Raw genomic sequence first — 23,302 nt, forward strand, 5'->3', positions numbered from 1 at the left:
GTTATTAAAGATTTGTAATCGGACTGTATTTAGGAACTAATGTTTTCATTACACTCCATCCAATTAAATAACAAACGGCACAAATTGAAAAAATGATAAAATATCCTGCTTCAATTCCTTTAAAGCCCATAAAAATCATATTTGTTTCTTTAGCATGATCAAATAAAAGACCTGATCCTTTATTGATTAAAGTTGACCCTAAGCCTCCTGCCAAACCACCAATTCCTGTAATCGTTGCGATTGCTTTTTTAGGAAACATATCTCCAACGGTTGTAAAAATATTAGCCGACCAAGATTGGTGGGCCGCACCTGCAATACCAATTATAATAACGGGAATCCAGTAACTTATATATCCTAAAGGCTGTGCAATTAATGCTAATAATGGAAAAAAGGCAAAAATTAACATGGCTCTCATTCTTCCTTCGTATGGGTTCATTCCTTTTTTCTCTACGAAATAAGTTGGTAACCAACCGCCAATAATAGAAAGCAGCGTAATCATGTATAAAACAAACAACGGCAAAGCAGCTTGCGTAGAATCCATTCCGTAAACAGAACTTAAATATGCCGGTGTCCAGAATAAAAAGAACCACCAAACACCATCTGTCATAAATTTACCAAAAGCAAAAGCCCAGGTTTGTTTGTATTTAAAGCAATCCACAAAAGATACTTTAGTTGTAGTTTCAGGAATATATCCCACTATTTTACTATCAGCAATATCGTCTTGTTGAATATATTCTAGTTCTGCAGTACTTACTTTTGGGTGTCTTTCTGGTTTATCGTACATAAAAATCCAAAATCCCATCCACACAAAACCTAAAGCACCAATGATGATAAAAGCCATTTCCCATCCAAAAGATTTCGCTATAAACGGAATCGAAATTGGAGCTGCTAATGCACCAACTGTGGCACCTGCGTTAAAAATACTGGTAGAAAAAGCCCTGTCTTTTTTAGGAAAATATTCGGCCGTTGTTTTAATGGCTGCAGGAAAGTTTCCGGCTTCACCAATGGCTAATATAAAACGGGCAAAAATAAATAAGCTCACACTTACATTAATTACCATTCCCGTATCATTTACATTTTTAATGATTTCCTGAGCACCTTCAAAACCTACAAACCAGTTGCCTGTAATAATTCCTGCAGTTGCAATTCCGCAAAATGCATGCAAACATGCACCTATAGACCAAATTCCGATTGCCCAAAGAAAACCTTTTTTAGTATCCAGCCAATCCACAAACCTTCCTGCGAATAATAAAGATACAGCGTAAAAAATGGAGAATAATGCCGTAATATTTCCGTAATCGTTGTTAGTCCAGTGAAATTCAGGAGCAATAAAATCATTCCACGTCAAAGAAAGAACTTGTCTGTCTAAATAGTTAATTGTAGTTGCAAAAAACAATAATGCACAAATACTCCAGCGGTACTTTCCTGTGTTTTGTTTGATTTGATTCATAATAATGAGTTGGTTGGCTAATAAAGTAAATATTACTAATTCAAAATATTCAATTTTACAATACTCTCCGGTTAAGCGTTCATTTAGAACCATCTAACTGAAATTGTGCAACTAAATTTCAAATAATGTAATCGATTGCACAAATATAGGTTATAATCTTAATATTCCAAATTAATTATATAAAATTTTATTTTGATGGTTAAAATAAACATTTCACATAAAAAAATGTATGCAAAATTAAAGATTAAACAATATATATGTTAAAAGCCGATATGCTAAATTTGTCCGTTTTAGGTGTGAAAATAGTACTAAAACTGGCACTTCATATTTTATTTATGAAGACTATTCCTATTCAAAAATAAATATACTTTTATAACAGCGCGAATGCTTATAAATCAGGAAAATGATATAAATTTGAATTTGACCGAAAAACATAATAGTAACAAATCTTATCTAAAGTGAAAAACTTAAAAAATTTCCTCATAAACAATCCATTCTTAAACTTGATTTTCCTTTTCGGAATGATCAGTCAAATACAAGCGCAAAATCAGGTTCTGCCTTTATGGAAAGTAATTCCACAAGAAATAAAAGCTCCGGATTATAAAGAAAAAGAAATTATTAAAGACGGAAAAGTACAAAGTACAAGTTTGGTTTCTATACCAACTTTGAGTGTGTTTTTACCTTCTGGAATTAAACTGAATCAAACGGCTGTAATTATCTTACCCGGCGGTGGATACCAGCACTTAGCGATTGACAAGGAAGGAACCAAAGTAGCGGAATGGTTTAATAGTTTAGGTATTGTTGCTTTTGTTTTAAAGTACAGATTACCGAGCGATTTAATCATGACCAATAAAAATGTTGGTCCTTTGCAAGACGCGCAGGAAGCGATACGTGTTGTGAGACAAAATGCTGCGAAATGGAATATTGATCCGAATAAAATTGGTGTTATGGGATTTTCTGCAGGCGGACATCTTGCATCGACTTTATCTACACATTATGATGATCGCGTATACGAAACTTCATCAAAAGTAAGTGCGCGTCCGGATTTTTCTCTTTTGATTTATCCCGTTATTTCGATGCAAAATGATATCACCCATAAAGGTTCTCAGGTTAGTTTATTAGGAGAAAATGCTTCGCAGGAATTGATAGATTCTTATTCTAATGAAAAAAAGGTTACCGCTCAAACTCCGCCCGCTTTTTTAATTCACGCCACAGATGATGGTGCCGTTTTACCTGAAAACAGTATTAACTATTATCTGGCACTTAAGAAAAACGGAGTTACAGCAGAGTTACATTTGTATGAAAAAGGTGGTCACGGTTTTGGTCTTGGTGTAAATGATACCAGCAAATTCTGGACAAAATCTTGCGAAGAATGGCTTAAAAGCAACAATTACTAAATAAAAAAGGTTTTTAGATTTAGCTATAACTAAATCTAAAAACCATAATAAAAATTAGACTTTATTGTATTGTTTGTAAATTTCTACAACGATCCACGATCAAATGAATATGTCAAATTTTCTTTTTTAACTAAATTGTTTTTCCAAAAAAACTCTTCATAGAAGTAAAATGATGTTTAAAAAGGCAAAAAAATCATTGGCTTTAATTCTATACCACAAAACTAAAAGCTACTTTTTAAAATTCCTTACGGCTTTCCACATTTTGAAAAGTTTTTTTTCTTTAAAGACGCTAAGTATCTAAGGTTCTTAGTTTTTCCCTACAATTATTTTAAAAAAAACTTAGCAACTTAATAGCTCAGTCCCGAGACTTCGGCACAGTAACTCTTTTTTCTTATTCTAGATTAAGTTGAAGCTGTTGAGAAAGAAATAAATTTGCTAAATAAATTACAAGTTCTGTCAAAAACTGAAATTAAAATCTAAAAGAAAAACTTAGCCACTAAGAACCTCAGAACCTTTCTTATTCTAGATTAAGTTGAAGCCGTTGAAAAAGGAATAAATTTGCTAAGTAAATTACAAGTTCTGTCAAAAACTGAAATGAATATCTAAAAGAAAACTTAGCCACTTAGTAGCTCAAAAACTTAGAAGCTTTTTTTCTTATTCTAGATTAAGTTGAAGCTATGATGAAACAAGTAAATTTGCTAAAGAAATTACAAATTCTGTCAAACTGAAATTTTAAAAGATTCAGCAAATCAGTCCCGAAGCTTCGGAATAGTAACTTTAAAACTAAAAAAAATGAAAACTCTTGAATTCTTATTACTCGGAAAAAACGAAGCGATACTGGCCATTTTACTTCGACTTGTAAATGCAGATGCAAACTGGAATGCAATTGCTTTCAACGACGAAAAAGAAGCTCAGGAATACTTTCAAAATCACAAAATCGATATTGTTCTGTTGAGTTCCGGAATCGAAGATCATATCGAAAAAGAATTTACTTCTTTTTGCTTAAAAAATCAGCCAGAAGTAGAAGTAATTGAACATTTTGGCGGAGGAAGCGGTTTACTAAAATCTGAAATTCTTCACCGATTATATCTAAAAGGAAAAAATTAGGTACCAGCATTTTCCTTTTTAAAATTCATTAAAAAGCTTTAAAATATTTCATTCACGAATATCCAATTTTCAATTGACGATATATCGTTAAAATCTTTATTGCCTTTTCTGAAAAACCTTTTAAAATCAACACATTACAAACAAGGCATTTTATTTGAATGCAATACCTTGAAAATCAAAAGCAAATAATTTTTAAAAAACATTTTTATTCACAACAAAATCACATTATCATGAAAAAATTAATCTTAACAGCAGCATTATTATTCGTTACTTTTATTGGTTTCGCACAAAAACCAAGTCCGGCTTTATTAAGTCCAACAAACCACACTTTAGTTCTTATCGATTATGAAAGCCAAATGGCATTCGCCGTAGGAAGTACTCCAATTGATCAGCTTCGCAACAATACTGCTTTAGTAGCAGGTGCTTCAAAAATTTTCAAAGTTCCAACAATTGTAACAACTGTTGCTGAAAAATCATTTAGTGGACCTGTTTTCCGTGAAATCGAAGAATTCTACCCACAAAAAACTTCAAACTATATCGATCGTACTTCAATGAATACCTGGGAAGATGTTCCTGCCTACAAAGCAATTACCGAAAAAGGTAAAAAGAAATTAGTTTTTGGTGGTTTATGGACAAGCGTTTGTATCGTTGGACCAACATTATCAGCAATTGCAGAAGGTTATGATGTGTATGTAATTACAGATGCAAGTGCAGATGTTTCTAAAGAAGCGCACGAAATGGCGATTACACGTATGGTTCAGGCTGGTGCTCACCCAATCACTTCATTACAATATTTATTAGAATTACAACGCGACTGGGCTCGTCAGGAAACTTATGCGGCAGTTACTGATTTAGCTAAAAAATACGGTGGTGCTTACGGAGTTGGTATTCAATATGCACATGAAATGTTGAAACACTAATTTATATTTTTTAATTAAAAATTTAGAATTAAAAATTAAAAATCTCCTCAATCTGTGTGAAAAATTAAACGACACTCTTTAAACTTTTTTAATTTTTAATTCTCAATTTTTAATCTACCTAATAAGGCTGTATAAAACGTACAGTCTTTTTTTTACCCAAAAACCATTATTATGAAACTTACTTTTAAAATATTAGCGTTTCTTTTAATCCTTTCGCTTCCTGTTTTCGCTCAAGGCAAAAAAGCTACTTTAATCGTTCATCATGCTGTTATTCATACCTTAGATGATAAAAATACAATCGTTGAAGCTATGGCTGTTGCCGATGGAAAAATTCTGAAAACGGGAAAAAACAGTGAAATATTAAAACTAAAAAATAAAAACACGACTGTAATTGATGCCAAAGGAAAAGTAATAATTCCGGGAATATTTGATTCTCACATGCATATTATTCGCGGAGGAAGATTCTTTAATACCGAATTGCGCTGGGATGGCGTTCGATCTCTAAAAAGAGCTTTGGCAATGTTGAAAGAACAAGCACAAAGAACTCCAAAAGGACAATGGGTTCGTGTTGTTGGAGGCTGGAATGCGTATCAGTTTGAAGAAAAAAGATTGCCAACTTTAGCCGAAATTAATGAAGCTACAGGAGATGTTCCAGCTTTTATATTGCATTTATACGGTCATGCTTATTTAAATAAAGCAGGAATTGAAGCTTTAAAAATTGATGACAACACACCAAATCCAAATGGCGGACTTGTTGAAAAAGATGCCAACGGTAACCCAACCGGATTATTAGTAGCTGAACCAAATGCTTTTATTCTATACTCAACACTTTCTAAACTTCCTGAATTAACTCCAGACGAAAAAGTAAATTCTACAAAACAATTTATGACCGAAATGAATCGTCTTGGCGTAACTGCTATTATCGATGCAGGCGGCGGATTTCAAAACTTTCCGGATGATTATGGCGTAACAAATGGTTTATGCAAAGACAGTGATCTAACCGTAAGAATGCCTTATTATTTATTTGCTCAAAAAGCAGGAAACGAACTTAATGATTACAGTAAATGGGTAAGCACTGTTGAAATTGGTGAAGGTTGTGACGATCATGATACGGGTAAAGTAGAATATCATGCTCAGGGCGCGGGAGAAAATTTAGTAATGAGCGCGGGAGATTTTGAAAATTTCGACAAACCAAGACCTGAATTAAGTCCGGCAATGGAAGGACAATTGAAAGAAGTTTTATCTCTATTAATTAAAAACAGATGGCCATTTAGAATTCACGCTACTTATAACGAGAGCATTACAAGGTTTTTGAATGTTATTGAAGATATTAATAAAGAAACGCCTTTAAACGGACTTTTATGGTTTTTCGATCATGGAGAAACGGTTTCTTTAGAAAATTTAAAACGCATAAAAGCTTTAAACGGCGGATTGGCAATTCAGCACAGAATGGCGTATCAGGGTGAAAGTTTCATTAAAAGATATGGAAAAACGGCTGCTGCAAATACAGTTCCACTTAAAAAAATACTCGAAATGGGAATTAAAGTTGGAATGGGAACTGACGGAACCCGTGTTGCAAGTTACAATCCGTGGGTTGGTTTATATTGGTTAACAACGGGAAAAACTTTGGGCGGTTTAAAATATATGGCTGACGAAAATATTCAGGACAGAACAAATGCTTTAAAATTATTTACTTACGGAAGCGCACAATTAATCAATTTAGAAAAAGACCGAGGAATGCTAAAAGAAAATAATCTGGCTGATTTCGCTATTCTTTCTGATGATTATTTTAATACACAAGAAGAGAAAATCTTAAATATTGAATCGAAACTTACTGTTGTAAACGGAAAAGTAGTTTATGCCGATAATGATTTTAGAACATTTGCAAACCCAACACCAAAAGCAATTCCGGATTGGAGTCCTGTAAATTATTTTGGAGGATATCAAAAAAACTAATTATGAAGAATATATGCTATTTATTGCTGGTTTTTGGGTTCATTTTTTCTGCAAATGCACAACAAAAACCAGTATTTCAAAAAGTTCGATATGATGATGATTTCAGCTATCTTAAAACTGATTCTGTCAAAAATTTATACGAAAAAATCAAATATATTCCGCTAGGAAAAAATGATAAATTCTACACTACAATTGGCGGTGAAATCAGAGAACAATATACGTATACCGTTAATGATAAATGGGGCGACGAAACCGACAGCGGCGATGGCTATTTACTTTCCCGATTTTTACTGAATGCTGATGTTCATTTCGGAATTTTCAGGACTTTTGTTGAACTTCAAAGCAGTTTAGCAAACAGTAAAATCGATCCGAGTCCGGTTGATGAAAATAAATTAGATCTTCATCAGGCTTTTTTGGATGTTGATTTTCTTAGAAACGTAAACCAACAATTTACATTTCGCGTGGGAAGACAGGAAATGTCTTATGGCTCGCAACGCTTAATAAGTGTTCGCGAACGTCCAAACAGCAGACTTTCTTATGACGGAATGAAGTTATTTTTCAAAGATAAAAACTGGCAGACAGATGCTTTTTATACACATCCAATTGCGAATGTTCCGGGTATTTTTAATGATGATTTTAATGATAATGCCAAGCTTTGGGGAAGTTATACCGTAATTCATAAAGTGCCTTTTATTCAAAATGTAGATTTGTATTATTTAGGATTATGGAAAAACAGAGCTGTTTTTGATGATGCTATTGGCGAAGAAACCAGACATTCATTTGGAACCAGAATCTGGAAATCTAAAGGAAACTGGAAATATGATTTTGAAGGTCTTTATCAATTTGGAACTCTTAACAACAAAACCATTGCTGCCTGGACGCTTTCGTCTAATACATCATATACGTTTGAAAACATTAAATTTAATCCTGAACTTGGTTTAAAAACAGAAATCATTTCCGGAGATAAAAACAGCGGCGATAATCGTTTGGAAACCTTTAATCCATTGTACCCAAAAGGTGCTTATTTTGGTTTAGTCGGTTTAATTGGTCCGGCAAACTTAATTGATATTCATCCTTCAATTGCTTTGGATTTAACTGAAAAATTAGGTTTTGGAATTGACTATGATATTTTTTGGAGACAAACCATAAGAGACGGTTTATACGCACCAAATATGCAACTCTTATATTCCGGAAAAGACACAACCGAACGTTTTGTAGGTACACAATTGATCTCTAATTTTGATTATACGGTAAATTCGTTTTTAACGCTGTCTGTAGAAGGCGCCTGGTTTAATGCGGGTTCATTTTTAAAAGAAGTGGGTTCTGGAAAAGATTATTTTTATGGCGCTTTGACAGCTCAATTTAAATTTTAAATTTGTGTAAGCTAAAAAAGTTTAATGATGAGAAATGTCCAATGAAAAAAGAAAATCTAATCAATTTTATTCTTTATATAAAACAACTTGGGCATCTATCAATTTATTTGACTGTCTTCTTTTTAACTTTATATTTGATTCAGGGAATAAATGTTTTTACTAATTACGGAAGACTTTTAATATTATTAGGAATACAATTATTTATAATTTTAAGCTGCCATTTTCTATTGAAAAAACTTCGTGAATATTAATTTATTACACAGAACTAACTCAATTTAAATTCTAAATTTGTGTAACCCAAACCTATAAAATGGAAAAAAAGTATTCGGTTGCCATTTATCCTTCGCAAGATGTTATTGATTCAGTCAAAACGATGAAGGATTATTTAAAGAGCAAAATAGATTGGTATAACAGCTGCAATTCTGTAGCGCATATCACAATCTGCGAATTTACAATCGAAGAATCTCAAATAGACAAATACAAGCAAAAGCTTTTTAAAACCTGTGATACTTTTACTCCATTTCAAGTTTATTTAGATCATTTTGGATCTTATGAAATGAGCGGTGCTTTTTACATCTCTCCTATTGAAGATTCCAAAAACAATCTAAAACCCATTATGAAAAAGGTTCAGGAATCTTTGAAACCTTTGAAGCTCAAAAAAAGCGACGATCCGCATATGTCTATTGGCAGAAAGTTAACTCCTGAAAATCTTAAAATAGCGTCACAAATTTTCACCACTATAGAAATTGATTTTTTGTGTAAGAAAATTGTTTTAAGAGAATTAGATCCTGTTAAAAAACAGTTTTTTATAATTGATACTTTTTCTTTTAATGGAAATTCGCAACCTGAGTTTGTTCAGGGAAGTTTGTTTTAGATTTTTGCCACAAAGACGCTAAGGCACAAAGTTTTTTTCTTTTAGATTTCCTCGCAAAGTGTGTCATTTCGACGGAGGAGAAATCACATAAAGTAATTCGACAAACAAAATCGCCAATCTTTGTAGAGCTCCGAGTGAGATTTCTCCTCCGTCGAAATGACACAAAATGCGAGAAAAAAATCTGCTTAATCTGCAAAATCTGCGTGAAAAAAAATCTCACAATCCCAATAGTCATCGAAAGCAAAGTCGCAAAGTTTTCTATCACTCAATCCGTAAAGTGTGTCATTTCGAGGAACGAGACTCTAGCGATAGCGAACAGACGAAGTAAATCACATAAAATAATTCGACAAAGATTAGCGATTTTGTTTGCGGAGTCTCTAGTGTGATCCTTCTCCCGAAGCTTCGGGATCAGGATGACAAAACTGCACTCAAAACCACAAAGTCAAGCAACCTGAAACTTTAAACCTGAAACAAAAAAACAACTCTTAAAAATTTCGTATATTTGAATTTTACAATTCACAACAATATGAAATCACTTGATTCATTTTATAAAGATATAACCGAAGGTTCAACTGTCGAACCAAATTCCTTATTGCCAAACGACATTCAAAAAGAGATTGGTCATTTTAATGTTTTTGATATTAAAGAACTGCTTGAGCGTCTTCAGGGAAAATCGATTATGCCTTATGATCGCAGGGCTTATTATAAAATAAGTTTGATAAAAGGTCACAATAGAGCTGAATACGCTGATAAAATAATTGAAATTGAAAAACAGGGGCTTTTATTTGCTACACCTAAAATTCCTTATAATTATGTACCGCAAGACACCAATCAATCGGGACAGTTTTGCGTGTTTACAAGTGAGTTTTTATCTAAAACTAAAAGCGGAATTGATTTAGACGAACTTCCTATTTTTGCTTCGGATGGTTATCCAATCTTTCAGCTTAATGATGATGAAGTTCAGGAAGTCACACTGATTTTCAACAAAATACAAAAAGAAATCAATTCTGATTATGTATATAAATACGATTTGATTCGGAATTATGTCGCTGAATTAATTCACTTCGGACAAAAATTACAACCAATAACAGCGCTTTATTCTAAACATAATTCGGCAGCAAGAGTTTCGTCTTTATTTGCTGAATTATTAGAAAGACAATTCCCTATAGAATCTCCGCATCAAAGACTTGAGCTTAGAACGGCCAAAGATTTTGCTGAAAGACTATCGGTTCACGTAAACCATCTTAATAAGGTATTAAAAGAAAACACCGGAAAAACTACCACAGAATTAATCAGCAGCCGTTTAATAAACGAAGCGAAAGTACTTTTAAAACAAACAGACTGGAATATATCTGAAATCGCCTTTTCATTAGGTTTTGAAGAACTGGCACATTTCTCTAACTTCTTTAAAAAACAAACTTCTATAACGCCTTTAGCGTTTAGATTGTAGAATGTTGATTTTAGATTGTTGATTTTAGATTGTTGATTTTAGATTGTTGATTTTAGATTTTAGATTATTGTAGAATAGTTGTGCCACGCTTTGTCCTCCGAAGCTTCGGGATCGCTCAGGAAGACATAAAATGAGAATTGAAATTTGAAATTTTTAATTCTCGATTTTTAATTTTTAATTTCACTTCCCTGATTTGAATTTTGCAAACATCGGTTTGATATTTACAATTCCCCAACCCTACTTTGCTCCTACCTTTGTCTTATCAATTTAAAAGATAGAAAAGATGAATTTATCAAACAACAAAATTTTAATAACTGGCGGTGCAAGCGGTATAGGACTTGGACTTACCCAAAGATTTATTGAAGAGAATAATACCGTAATTATTTGCGGCCGCAGGGAATCAGTTTTAAATGAAGTTAAAGCAAAATTTCCATCAGTAATTACAAAAGTATGCGACTTATCAGATGAGAAAGATCGTGTAGCTCTTTATGAATGGATTGCTGAAAATCATCCTGATTTAAATGTTTTAATTAATAATGCGGGAATTCAAAAATGGGTTTCAGTTACTGATGCTGATTTCTACGAAAGTATGAAAGCTGAGCTTGCTACAAATATTGAAGCACCATTACATTTAACTTCATTATTTATAAATCTAAAATCGCTTACTACGGTAATGAATGTAACTTCGGGATTGGCCTTTTCGCCTTTCGCAAAAGTTCCTGTTTACTCGGCTACAAAAGCATTTTTTCGCTCGTTTACGCTTTCATTGCGTCATTTATTGAAATCAAAAAATATCGAAGTAATCGAAGTTATTCCGCCTGCACTTAACACAGATCTTGGTGGAGTTGGTTTACATGATGCACATCCAAGCGTGAGTGATTTTATTGTATCTATTTTTGAACAATTAAAAGGAGGAAAAGAAGAACTTACTTTTGGAACAAGTGAAACAAGATTAAACGCAAGTGTGCCAGAATTAAAAGCTTCATTTAACGCATTACATTCTTCTTAATTGTTAATTGTAAATGGTGAATTGTTAATTGAAAAAACATTTTACATCTCACCACAAACAACAAACAACAAACAACAAACAACAATCAATCAATAATTAACAATCAATAATTAACAATTATAAAAATGGCAGTAAATACAAAAATTGCTCTTGTTACTGGCGGTAGCAGAGGTTTAGGGAAAAATATGGCGATTGCAATTGCCAAAAAAGGAATTGACGTTATTATTACGTACAACAGTAAAAAAGAAGAAGCTGATGCTGTTGTAACAGAAATTGAAAAATTAGGTCAAAAAGCAGCTGCGCTTCAGCTAAATGTTGCTGATTCTAAATCTTTTGATGCTTTTTTCGAAGGTATTTCTTCGACTTTAAAAGAAACTTTCAAAACTGATAAATTCGATTTTTTGGTAAACAATGCCGGAATCGGAATTCATAATTCATTTATTGGAACAACAGAAGAAGAGTTTGATCAATTGACTAATATTCAATTCAAAGGGCCATTTTTCTTAACTCAAAAAGCTTTGGCTGTAATGAATAATGGCGGAGGAATTATTAATATTTCTACCGGATTGGCAAGATTTTCATCTCCTGGTTATGCAGCTTACGCTTCTATGAAAGGTGCAATCGAAACTTTGACAAAATATCAGGCAAAAGAATTAGGCGAAAGACAGATTAAAGTAAATGTTGTAGCGCCTGGAGCTATTGAAACTGATTTTGGTGGCGGCGTTGTTCGTGATAATGAACAATTAAACAAAAATCTGGCATCAATTACAGCTTTAGGAAGAGTTGGTTTACCAGATGATATTGGCGGAGTTGTAGCTTTTTTATGTACCGAAGATGCTCGTTGGGTAAACGCACAACGTATTGAAGTTTCTGGCGGAATGAATTTATAATCTGATTTCTATTCGTAAAGAATTAAACCCGACAATTCAGAGACTTCTGAATTGTCGGGTTTGTTGTTTTTAAATATATTGTGATTAGTATTTTTTTATCCTATTTCAATTGTTTTAATTAAGTTTCCTTCAGTATCAAAAATCAGATTATAATTTTTTCCATCTTTTTTAGTCCTTACTTCATAAGTTGTTTTGTTTTTAGCATCAACAACAGAATATGATTCTCTTGCAGTTACGACTACAGCTTTGGTTTTTGTTTTAGTTTTTGATTTCGAGCTTGGTTTCGAATTTGATTTAACCGGATAATTGGCATCAAGATAAAGTTGGGCATCTTTTGGTAATTTATCGGTTGAAATTTGCTCTTTATATAATTTTAAATTTGCATCGCTGTCATAAACGGCATAAGCCTGAGTTTTTGCTGTCGTCGTAAATTTTGCTGCAAATCTAATATCGTTTTCATTCTTACCATATTCCATCGTCCAGTATGGCTTTTTTTGAGGATATTGTTTTTCAAAAGCCAATCTTATATTCTCTGTTGGCTGCAAAATACTTTGTGCAATTAAAAAATGACAATATAAAAAGGCGATAAATAAAAAAAAGTTTTTCATTATAATATTTTATTAATTAAATAACCAGCTTTAAGGTAGTAAAATTACTACATTTATTTAAGAAATAAAATAATGTTTAGAATATTTTCTATAAAAAACAAAACCCGATAAGTTTAAAAACTTATCGGGTTTGCCCTTTTTAAATATAATTGAATTAGTAAGCAATCTTAATTTAATCTTTCTGGATTATGACATCAAAACCTCCGTTTTTATCAAAAACAACATCATAAAATGCTCCATTTTTTTCTATTCCAACTTCATAAGTTGTTTTGTTTTTATCATCTGTCACTACTGCTATTTCGTGAACATTTTTTGCGGGATAATTCTTTTTAAGATAGGCCTGCGCTTTTGGCGGAAGCTGACTTAACGGAATCTGTAATTCGTATGCTTTTAAAAGTCCTAAATTATCATAAACTGCTAATGCCTTTGTTGTTGGATTTGCATTGTATTTTGCTTCATAACGAATTTCATCATTATCATCTCCCACATATTCTAAAGACCAAACCGGTATTTTATTAGGATATTCTTTTTCAAAAGCAAACCTGACCTTTTCCGGCGGCGTAACTTTTTCAGTAGAATTTACATTATTTTGAGCCATTAAAAAACTACTGAAAGAACAAATAAAAGCAAAAATTATGTTTTTCATGATTTCAAGTTTTAAATTACACTTCTAAAAATAAGTACTAAAACTACTACTTTTAAATGAATTTAAAATGAATTTTTATAAAATTTCTTTATTTTTTTAATCGATCGAATAATTCCCTTTTATAGGTTATTCCAATTGGTAATCTTTCTTTTTTTATGATGACAAAATCTTTTTCAACCTCTTCTATTTTATCAACTGCGATGATATAAGATTTATGAATTCGCATAAATTTTTTCTCCGGAAGGCACTTTTCTAATTCTGTTGTTGTTATCGATGCCAAATAAGTTCTTTTGATGGTATGCAATTTCACATAATTACCAAAACTCTGCGCAAACAAAAGCTGATCTAATTCAATATCAATAAAATAACCATCAACTTTTACGCTTACTGAATTAACGGCAACTTCTTCTTCTTTGATTTTTACATTTTCTGTTCCAAAAAAACGATCAATTGCTTTTAAAAATCTTGGAAAAGAAATTGGTTTTAAGAGATAATCAATAACGCCGTAATCATAACTTTCCAGTGCAAATTCAGAATAAGCGGTTGTTAAAATAGTTTTAGGATGTATTGGAATAATCTTCAATAATTCCATACCTGAAATCTCGGGCATATTAATATCCAGAAACATCAAATCGACTTTGTTTTCACGAAGATAATCCATTGCTTCAATACCATTATATCCCTGAAAAACAAGTTCTAATTGCGGATTTTGTTTGATATAGTTTGCTAACACATAATGCGCTGCTGGTTCATCATCTACAATAATGCATTTTTTGGATTCTCTCATTCAACAAACTTTTTCAGTTGTAATTTTAAATCTACGATGTAAGTATTTTTATCTTCCTGAATATTCAATTTATAGTCTTTTCCATAAATCAGGTTCAAACGTTCAATGGTATTTTTCAAACCAATTTTAGTCGAAACAACATCGGTTTTTTTATTCGGAATTGAATTTACAACATGTAAATGCAGTAAACCGTTTTCGACAGTAACAATGATTCGCACAAAACACTTTTCGATAGCACAGGTTCCGTGTTTAAAAGCATTTTCTATAAAGGCAATTAATAACATTGGCGAAACTTTATAAGCGTTTTCATTATCAATTTTACAATCGTATGTAATTTCACAACGATACGCCACACGTTCTTTTTCAAGCTGAACATAACTGTTTATAAACTCCAGTTCATCTTCTAAAGATACACATTGTTTGTTATTACTTTCAAGCTGGTAACGCATAAGTTGCGATACTTTCATAATTAAATCCGGCGTTCTGTCCGGAAATTCTAAACTAATGCCGTAAAGTGTATTGAAAGTATTAAATAAAAAATGCGGGTTCAATTGTCCTTTTAATGCATTGAGCTGCATTTGGTTAAACAACAATGTTTCATCGGTTTGTTTTCTGTGAATTCTATAGAATTTAAAAACAATAATCGGGCTCAAAATACAAACCAAAGTTCCTAAAACACTTGCCATTTGGTAGATATAACTTCGCTGATGTGAGTTTTGATACAAACGACAACTGCTAAATATATCGAGCATTGTAATTTCATATAAAATGACAGAAAATACAAAAACTCCAAAAAGTGTCAAAAATATATAGGTTAACGGACGTCTGGTTTTAAATAATATAGGTAATAGAAAAAAACGATTAAACTGGGCGTGCATGTACAGGATGAAGTAGAAAAAAATCCCCATTAATATGGAAATAAAAGAACTAAACAACATCCAGTCATTTTTTAAAGTATAAATCGTAAAGGAGAAGGCAACAACGGCAATTTCCTGCCACCATTTGTTATCCAATATGTTATCAAATTTTTTAGTCATTTTTTAAACTTAAATAGTTTACAAATTAACCACAAATTTTTAGTTTTTATTTCCATTTTATGACAAATTGAATTCGTCATTTTTGATTGTATTACATCATTTAAGATGACTTTTATCAGCTAAAGAGAAATAATTTTGTGCTATAATTTCACACTTTGAGTTTATGTATTTCAAAAAAATTACTTTATTATTTTTCTTGATTTTTGCCTCAATCGGTTATTCACAAACCTTGTCTTTAAAAGAAGCTATAAAAACAGGTCTTGAAAACTACGGTTCTATAAGAGCAAAAGCCAACTACACCAATGCTTCGCGAGAAACGCTTAAACAGTCTCGTCGCGATTATTTACCCAATCTTAATTTATCGGCTCAACAAGATTACGGAACCATTAATGGGCAAAACGGTGCTTTATATGGTTTTAATGGTTTAGGAACTGCTTCTTCCGGACCTGCACTTCCGAATCAAAACTGGAATTCTGCTTTTGGAGCGCTTTATTTAGTCAACATGAACTGGGATTTTTTCACTTTTGGAAAAACAAAGGAAAGAATCAATTTGGCTAAAATTGATGTTCAGAGCAAAGAAGTCGATTTGAAACAGGAAATGTTTCAACAGCAAATTAAAATTTCTGCCGCTTATCTTAATTTATTGGCTAGCCAGAGATTACTGATTTCGCAACAAAAGAATTTAAGCCGCGCCGAAGTTTTTAAAAGGACAGCCGTAGCCCGTGTGAAGAACGGATTATTGGCCGGAGTAGATTCAACCTTGGCTACAGCCGAAGTTTCTAAGGCTAAAATTGATTTGAATCAGGCGAGAAATTTCGTCAAGGAACAAAACAATAAACTGGTTGATTTGATGGGCGTTGCTCCACAGGATTTTGTTACGGATACTTTATTCGTAAATCAAATTCCAAAAGAACTTTTAACCGGAATTGCTTCAGATAGTTTACATCCGTTATTACAATTATACAAAACGAGAATTGATTACAGCAATCAGCAAGTTAAATTATACAAACGCTTTTATTATCCAACAATGACTGCTTTTGGCGTTTTGCAAACGCGTGCTTCAGGATTTAATTCTGATTACGGTACAGATCAAAATTCATTTAGCAGAAATTACTGGGACGGCGTAAATCCGGATCGTACCAACTATTTGGTGGGAATTGGAATTAGCTGGAATTTGACTACTCCGTTTAGAATGAGTAAACAAGTAAGCGCTCAAAAGTACGTTTCTCAAGGTTTACAGGAAGAATACAATCAGGCTGACAGAGCATTAAAATCTCAATTAGCATTAGCTGATGACAAAATAAAAATTACTTTAGACAATTTTGCCGAAGCTCCAATTCAGGTGAATGCAGCGCAACAGGCTTATTTGCAAAAATCGACTTTATACAAAAACGGCTTAACAACTTTGACAGACATAACGCAAACTTTATACACACTTAACCGTGCAGAAATTGACCGCGATATTGTCAATAATAATGTTTGGCAATCGTATTTGCTAAAAGTGGCTGCAACTGGCAATTTTGACTTATTTATAAATGAATTTTAATTAGATCCCAATGAATTTAATACGTTTTGCACTCCGCAAACCCATCTCCATATTAGTATTGGTTGCGGGTCTATTTTTCTTCGGAATTGGTGCCATCAAGGACATTAAGGTAGATATTTTACCAAAAATGAACTTACCGGTTATCTATATTGCGCATCCGTTTGGAGGTTATACGCCAGACCAGATGGAAGCTTATTTTGCTAAGACTTATGTCAACATTTTACCTTTTGCCAATGGTGTAAAATCGGTAGAAACCAAAAATATTCAAGGGTTAATGATCATGAAATTAACCTATTATGAAAACACAAATATGGCGCAGGCTGCAGCCGAATTAAGTTCACTTTCGAACAGGATTCAGGCGGCATTTCCTCCGGGAACCCAGCCTCCGTTTATCATTCGTTTTGATGCATCTTCTCTTCCAATCGGACAATTGGTTTTGAGTAGTAAAATCAGATCAAATAACGAATTACAGGATTTAGCCAACGTTTATGTTCGTGCTTCGTTTACTTCAATTCCCGGTTTATTATCTCCGGCACCTTTCGGCGGAAGCCCAAGAACTATTGAGGTTAACGTAGATCCTGATTTATTGCGTTCGCACAATATGACACCGGATCAGGTTGTTGAGGCAATTCGTATCAACAACCAAACGGCTCCATCAGGAAATGTTAGAATGGGCGATATAAACTACATTACACCAACTAATAATACGATTAAAGAAGTTAAAGATTTTGAGAATATTCCGTTATTTAAAGGAAGTGTTCAAAACTTAAAACTTGGTGATGTTGCTACTGTAAAAGATGGTGCAGATATTACTGCCGGTTATGCTTTGGTAAACGGAAAACGTTCTGTTTATATTAGTATTGCAAAAGCCGGAGATGCATCGACTTGGGATGTGGTTCAGAAATTAAAAGCTGAATTACCTAAAATTCAAAGTACACTTCCTGAAGATGTAAAATTATCTTATGAATTTGACCAGTCTGTTTATGTAATTAATTCGGTTAAAAGTTTAATTACTGAGGGAATTATTGGTGCGGTTTTAACGGGATTAATGGTTTTACTTTTCCTTGGAGACAGACGTGCAGCATTAATTGTAATCTTAACTATTCCGATTTCGATTATTTCAGGAGTTTTATTTCTGAAATTATTCGGACAAACGATCAACTTAATGTCTCTTTCAGGATTAGCTCTTGCAATTGGTATTTTGGTGGATGAAAGTACGGTTACGATCGAAAATATTCACCAGCATCTTGATATGGGAAAACCCAAGGCGCTCGCCATTTGGGATGCGTGTCAGGAAATTGCTTTGCCAAAATTATTGATCTTACTTTGTATACTTGCCGTTTTTGCTCCCGCATTTACGATGGTTGGTATTCCCGGAGCGTTGTTTTTGCCTTTGGCTTTAGCAATTGGGTTCTCGATGGTAATTTCATTTTTACTTTCTCAGACTTTTGTGCCTGTAATGGCAAACTGGTTAATGAAAGGACATGAAAAACACGAACATGCACCAAATATTACAGATGATGAAGCAGAGTTTGAAGCTTGCGGTTTAACGCCTGAATCTGAAAAACACCTGATCACGCAGAAAAAAGCATACGTAGAAAAAGATGATACAGACAGTAACGGAAAAATTGGCGCTTTCGAGCGATTCAGAATCCGTTTTATGAGAACTTTAGATCGTTTATTCCCTTATAAAAAAATAACAGCTTTAGTTTATCTTATCGGAATTACAATTCTTGCCGTGGTGTTTATATCATTTATTGGAAAAGATGTTTTTCCTAAAGTAAATTCAAGTCAGTTTCAATTAAGAATGCGTGCTCCTGATGGAACCCGTTTAGAACGAACTGAAGAAAAAGCGGTTATTGTTTTAAAAGAATTACAAAAAATGGTTGGTAAGGAACATATCGGAATTTCGTCTGTATATGTTGGTCAACACCCGTCGTTGTTCTCGATTAACCCGATTTATTTGTTCATGGCAGGTTCTCATGAAGCTGTTTTCCAGGTGAGTTTAAAAGAATATCACGTGGATATGGATGACTTTAAAGATGACTTTAGAGCCCGAATTAAAAAGGTTTTACCAGACGTTAAACTTTCTTTTGAGCCAATCGAACTTACTGATAAAGTGTTGAGCCAGGGTTCTCCTACTCCAATTGAAGTTCGTATTGCCGGAAAAGACAAAAAACGAAATGAATTATACGCCAATCAAATTGTAGAGAAATTAAAGAAATTCTCTTATTTCAGAGACGTACAAATTGGTCAGCCAATTCATTATCCTGCAATGAATATTGATATTGACAGAACCCGTGCTGCTGAATTGGGCGTTGATATGAATGATATTTCGAGATCGCTTGTAGCTTCGACTTCATCTTCAAGATATACAGAGAAAAATACCTGGGTCGATGAAAGAGCCGGATTATCATACAACGTTCAGGTACAAGTGCCTTTGAACAAAATGAAAAGCAAAACAGATATTGGAGAAATTCCGGTATTAAAAAATTCGCTTCGTCCTGTTTTAAGTGATGTTGCCAAAATTACACCCGGATATGTAAGTGGTGAAAATGACAATTTAGGGGCTATGCCATACATTACCGTTACAGCCAATATTAGCCAGGTCGATTTGGGCACGGCAGTAAAAGATGTTGATGCAACAATTAATTCATTGGGAGAATTACCACGTGGTTTGTTTATATCTCCAATTGGTTTAAGTAAAGTATTGAGCGAAACATTAAGTAGTTTACAGGTTGGATTATTGGTTGCCATCTTCGTAATCTTCTTAATGTTAGCCGCTAATTTTCAATCGTTCAAGGTTTCGCTGGTAATTTTAACAACGGTTCCTGCGGTAGTTTTAGGAGCGTTATTAATGCTTACGATTACAGGATCAACATTAAACTTACAATCGTATATGGGAATCATTATGTCGGTTGGGGTTTCGATTGCAAATGCCGTTTTACTGGTCACAAATGCGGAACAATTACGAAAAATAAATGGCAATGCGCTAGAGTCTGCGCGTGAAGCTGCGGCGTTACGTCTTCGTCCGATTATCATGACTTCGGTTGCGATGATTGCCGGAATGTTGCCAATGGCAATTGGTCACGGCGAAGGTGGCGATCAGGTTTCTCCGTTGGGTAGAGCCGTAATTGGTGGATTATTATTTTCGACTTTTGCCGTATTACTAATCCTGCCACTTATCTTTGCATGGGCTCAGGAACATACCACAACACAATCTATTTCTTTAGATCCTGAAGACGAAGAAAGCATCCATTATATCTCATCATTAAAATCAGAAAATGAAAAATAAAATTATACAATCGATCGCGTTACTTTTTGTAGCGGTATTTTTCCTTAACAGTTGTAATTCTAAAAAAGAAGAACCTGTTACGGCAGAATTAGAACCTAAAACTGAAACTTTTCTTTTAGAGAAAGAAAAACTAACGACAGAATTGCGTTTACCGGCAGAATTAACTGGTTTTCAACAAGTAGATTTATACGCTAAAGTAAGCAGTTTCGTAAAAGTTTTAAAAGTAGATATTGGTTCTAAGGTAACTAAAGGACAACTTTTAATTGTATTGGAAGCGCCTGAAATCAGTTCTCAATTGGCTGCTGCCGAATCCAGATTAAAATCGATGGAAGCTATTTATGCAACAAGCAAAAGCACTTACAACCGTTTGTATGAAACCAGCAAAGTAGAAGGAACAATTTCTAAAAATGATTTAGAAATGGCAAGCGGAAAGAAAAACTCAGATTACGCACAATATCAGGCGGCGGTTGCTGGTCATAAAGAAGTTTCGATTATGAGAGGATATCTTGAAATTCGTGCTCCGTTTGACGGAATTGTAGCGGCAAGAAACGTGAATTTAGGAACGTTTGTTGGTCCTGCAGGAAAAGGTTCTGATTTGCCTTTATTAACGATTCAGCAACAAAACAAATTGCGTTTAGCGGTTTCTGTTCCTGAATTGTACACAGGATATTTGCATAATGGCGATGAAATGAGTTTTAATGTAAAATCATTACCTGATACTTTTAAAGCTAAAATTACAAGAATGTCAGGCGCTTTAGATTTGAAATTAAGATCTGAAAGAGTCGAAATGGATGTGCAAAACAAAGGGAATTTATTGCCTGGAATGGTAGCTGAAGTTTTATTACCGCTTAACGCAAAAGACAGCACTTTTGTAATCCCAAAATCTGCACTTGTAAGCTCAGCTGAAGGTACTTTTGTAATTAAAGTTGTAAATCATAAAGCTACAAGAGTTGACGTTAAAAAAGGAAGAGAAATCGACGATAAAGTAGAAATCTTTGGCGATTTGAACCTGAAAGATAAACTGGTAAAAATTGCCAGTGAAGAAACTAAGGAAGGCGATATCATAAACGAATAACCTGCGTTTAGCCTTCATTTTAGTGATTACCAAAAACTGTACGCAATTATTAAATGCGGCATCTTAGATCATTACTGATTTAACATGCAAATCAATTTGCCTTAAAGGGCAGCACTCTGATAATGTGCTGCCCTTTTTTTTGTTTCAGGTTTTTGGTTTCAAGTATCCTGCAAGGTTTTTTTCTAACCTTGTAGGTATTTTATCAGCTGTCGAAATTTTCTCGCAAAGACGCAGAGGCGCTAAGTTTTAAAATTATTTTATATAAACATTATTGTTGTTCTGAGCGTTACGAAGCTTCGCAAGAAGGCTTTTGAAAACTAAACTTGATTTTAAATATTAATCTATAATTTCCCCTTTAATTCACAAAAATCCTAGATATCAAGTACTTGCTGAAATTATTTTTAAAATACTCATTAAAAAATTTGCGAAACCAAATAGTTGCATATATATTTGCAACCGATCAGTTTCTTAATTAATAATTTTAAAATAAATATTATGGCAATTATTAATCCTTACATTCACTTCAACGGAAATGCCGAAGAAGCATTTACATTTTACAAATCTGTTTTTGGTGGTGATTTTTCAAAGATTTCCCGATACGAAGACATCTCAAGCGATCAGTATCCTATTCCGGAAAATGATTCTAACAGAATTATGCATATTGTTTTGCCTATTGGTAAAGGCAATTCGTTAATGGCAAGTGACACATTAACAAGCATGGGACAAGTAATGGAAAAAGACAACAGATATACGGTTTTTATTAGTGTTGAAAGTCAGGAAGAAGCCGTTAAATTGTTCATCGGACTTTCTAATGGCGGTACAATCGAAATGCCAATAGGTTACAGTCCGTGGGGTAATTATTTTGGAATGTTTTCAGACAAATTTGGTGTTCAGTGGATGATAGATTTTGACCCGAAAAATATATGAGACGAGATGTTTGTTAGGTACTTTCTCTGCTAGTTTCAGCGTCTCACTTTTGAACACAAAGAGTGGTAACTTCTATAAAATAAAATCTAGTAACGGTTTTGCCGAAAAGATATTTATAGAGTGGATATAGTATTGTTGATTTTGATTGCGTTCACGAGCGAGACGCTCACGTTGGGAATTTACAAAAAATTATTTTTCTTCTATTTAGGATTAACAATATTGTATTTATAAGAAATTATTTTTTTTGATAAAAATAGAAACAACGGAATACTATACATCAAAAGTTCTGTTAACATGTATTATCATAAATACTAACCTTTTTTTTCTTAGAAATTTACCCTTCCTCTAAAATTAAAAGACTTCACTCAAAAATGTCTTATTCTGTTATTACTAAAACTTTTACTAGTTAATAAATTGAACTACGTAAACCTAAATTTACTAAATCGATTTCGTTTAATAAAAATAGTGATTATGCAGACCAAAGATAAACTCATTAAATTATTAACTCAAAAGTATAATTCTCATATTACAATTTATGGTAATTATGAGAAAAATAAAAACACTCTTCTTTTAGATTCTAACTCAGAAACCTTATTTACGATACAAGACGATTTTCTATTTTCTTTTAAAGATAAAGATCACAACAGCTGGTCAACAATCCCAAAAGAAGTGTATGTAAACGGTACAAAAATTTATCCAAATTTAGGTGACAGCATTACTCGAAGTGATGGTGTAAAACATTGTTTCACCACAAAAGAAAATGTGATAGAAATGGCTGTCTCCTATTTTGAAAAATTTATCATCCCTTATTATGGACTTAAGGTAAACTGGAGAGTCTGTCATTTTCAGGAGATGATAAACGGAACAAAATACAGCTATAAATTATCTGAAATAAAATTTAAATCATCTTCGTACAAGGAAATCGAAGCTTACATATCATCTAACTAACAATAAA

19 protein-coding genes are annotated in these 23,302 nt (G+C 33.2%); 14 read left to right on the plus strand and 5 right to left on the minus strand.

Going from position 1 to position 23,302, the window contains the following annotated elements; all coding sequences use genetic code 11:
* Positions 1-4: 4 nt before the first annotated feature.
* A complete protein-coding gene (locus GKZ86_RS08905; protein ID WP_154782841.1) occupies positions 5-1,450 on the minus strand; it encodes an MFS transporter in 1,446 nt (481 codons plus the stop codon).
* 458 nt (positions 1,451-1,908) lie between these two features.
* On the opposite strand from GKZ86_RS08905, the gene GKZ86_RS08910 reads away from it, so the two are divergent.
* The 9 genes from GKZ86_RS08910 (at position 1,909) to GKZ86_RS08950 (ending at position 12,426) form a co-directional block, all read left to right on the plus strand.
* Positions 1,909-2,847, plus strand: coding sequence for an alpha/beta hydrolase (locus GKZ86_RS08910; protein ID WP_317173579.1), 939 nt, complete (start codon positions 1,909-1,911; stop codon positions 2,845-2,847).
* Between the two features lie 792 nt (positions 2,848-3,639).
* On the plus strand, positions 3,640-3,954 hold the full coding sequence (locus GKZ86_RS08915; RefSeq protein WP_154782764.1) for a hypothetical protein: 315 nt from the start codon (positions 3,640-3,642) through the stop codon (positions 3,952-3,954).
* A 230-nt stretch (positions 3,955-4,184) separates the two neighbouring features.
* Positions 4,185-4,874: a hydrolase gene (locus tag GKZ86_RS08920; RefSeq protein ID WP_154782765.1), complete on the plus strand. Its 690-nt coding sequence runs from the start codon at positions 4,185-4,187 to the stop codon at positions 4,872-4,874.
* A 171-nt stretch (positions 4,875-5,045) separates the two neighbouring features.
* Positions 5,046-6,830, plus strand: a complete 1,785-nt coding sequence (locus GKZ86_RS08925; protein ID WP_154782766.1) for an amidohydrolase — start codon at positions 5,046-5,048, stop codon at positions 6,828-6,830.
* A 2-nt stretch (positions 6,831-6,832) separates the two neighbouring features.
* Positions 6,833-8,203, plus strand: coding sequence for an alginate export family protein (locus GKZ86_RS08930; RefSeq protein ID WP_154782767.1), 1,371 nt, complete (start codon positions 6,833-6,835; stop codon positions 8,201-8,203).
* Between the two features lie 310 nt (positions 8,204-8,513).
* Positions 8,514-9,077 carry a 2'-5' RNA ligase family protein gene (locus GKZ86_RS08935; protein ID WP_154782768.1) on the plus strand — a complete coding sequence of 188 codons (564 nt, stop codon included), beginning with the start codon at positions 8,514-8,516 and terminating at the stop codon, positions 9,075-9,077.
* 526 nt (positions 9,078-9,603) lie between these two features.
* On the plus strand, positions 9,604-10,527 hold the full coding sequence (locus GKZ86_RS08940) for an AraC family transcriptional regulator (RefSeq protein WP_154782769.1): 924 nt from the start codon (positions 9,604-9,606) through the stop codon (positions 10,525-10,527).
* A 283-nt stretch (positions 10,528-10,810) separates the two neighbouring features.
* Positions 10,811-11,536, plus strand: a complete 726-nt coding sequence (locus GKZ86_RS08945) for an SDR family oxidoreductase (RefSeq protein WP_154782770.1) — start codon at positions 10,811-10,813, stop codon at positions 11,534-11,536.
* A 125-nt stretch (positions 11,537-11,661) separates the two neighbouring features.
* A complete protein-coding gene (locus GKZ86_RS08950) occupies positions 11,662-12,426 on the plus strand; it encodes an SDR family NAD(P)-dependent oxidoreductase (protein ID WP_154782771.1) in 765 nt (254 codons plus the stop codon).
* 95 nt (positions 12,427-12,521) lie between these two features.
* Here GKZ86_RS08950 and GKZ86_RS08955 read toward each other — a convergent pair whose 3' ends face one another.
* From GKZ86_RS08955 to GKZ86_RS08970, 4 genes are all read right to left on the minus strand, one after another.
* Entirely contained in the window at positions 12,522-13,034 is a 513-nt protein-coding gene (locus tag GKZ86_RS08955; protein WP_154782772.1) for a hypothetical protein, read from the minus strand.
* 172 nt (positions 13,035-13,206) lie between these two features.
* Positions 13,207-13,680: a PepSY-like domain-containing protein gene (locus GKZ86_RS08960; RefSeq protein WP_154782773.1), complete on the minus strand. Its 474-nt coding sequence runs from the start codon at positions 13,678-13,680 to the stop codon at positions 13,207-13,209.
* 88 nt (positions 13,681-13,768) lie between these two features.
* Positions 13,769-14,467, minus strand: a complete 699-nt coding sequence (locus GKZ86_RS08965) for a LytTR family DNA-binding domain-containing protein (RefSeq protein ID WP_154782774.1) — start codon at positions 14,465-14,467, stop codon at positions 13,769-13,771.
* Positions 14,464-15,504, minus strand: a complete 1,041-nt coding sequence (locus tag GKZ86_RS08970; protein ID WP_154782775.1) for a sensor histidine kinase — start codon at positions 15,502-15,504, stop codon at positions 14,464-14,466. The genes GKZ86_RS08965 and GKZ86_RS08970 overlap by 4 nt, the downstream gene beginning before the upstream one ends.
* A 163-nt stretch (positions 15,505-15,667) precedes the next feature.
* Here GKZ86_RS08970 and GKZ86_RS08975 point away from each other — a divergent pair, with 163 nt between their 5' ends.
* The 5 genes from GKZ86_RS08975 (at position 15,668) to GKZ86_RS08995 (ending at position 23,295) form a co-directional block, all read left to right on the plus strand.
* On the plus strand, positions 15,668-17,050 hold the full coding sequence (locus tag GKZ86_RS08975) for a TolC family protein (protein ID WP_154782776.1): 1,383 nt from the start codon (positions 15,668-15,670) through the stop codon (positions 17,048-17,050).
* A gap of 10 nt (positions 17,051-17,060) precedes the next feature.
* Positions 17,061-20,345, plus strand: a complete 3,285-nt coding sequence (locus GKZ86_RS08980) for an efflux RND transporter permease subunit (RefSeq protein ID WP_154782777.1) — start codon at positions 17,061-17,063, stop codon at positions 20,343-20,345.
* Entirely contained in the window at positions 20,335-21,420 is a 1,086-nt protein-coding gene (locus GKZ86_RS08985; protein ID WP_154782778.1) for an efflux RND transporter periplasmic adaptor subunit, read from the plus strand. The genes GKZ86_RS08980 and GKZ86_RS08985 overlap by 11 nt, the downstream gene beginning before the upstream one ends.
* Positions 21,421-21,915: 495 nt before the next feature.
* Positions 21,916-22,347: a VOC family protein gene (locus GKZ86_RS08990; protein WP_154782779.1), complete on the plus strand. Its 432-nt coding sequence runs from the start codon at positions 21,916-21,918 to the stop codon at positions 22,345-22,347.
* Between the two features lie 471 nt (positions 22,348-22,818).
* On the plus strand, positions 22,819-23,295 hold the full coding sequence (locus tag GKZ86_RS08995) for a hypothetical protein (RefSeq protein WP_154782780.1): 477 nt from the start codon (positions 22,819-22,821) through the stop codon (positions 23,293-23,295).
* Positions 23,296-23,302 lie beyond the last annotated feature (7 nt).

Origin of the sequence: Flavobacterium sp. LC2016-13 (assembly GCF_009707955.1) — a bacterium.
Classification (GTDB): Bacteria; Bacteroidota; Bacteroidia; order Flavobacteriales; family Flavobacteriaceae; genus Flavobacterium.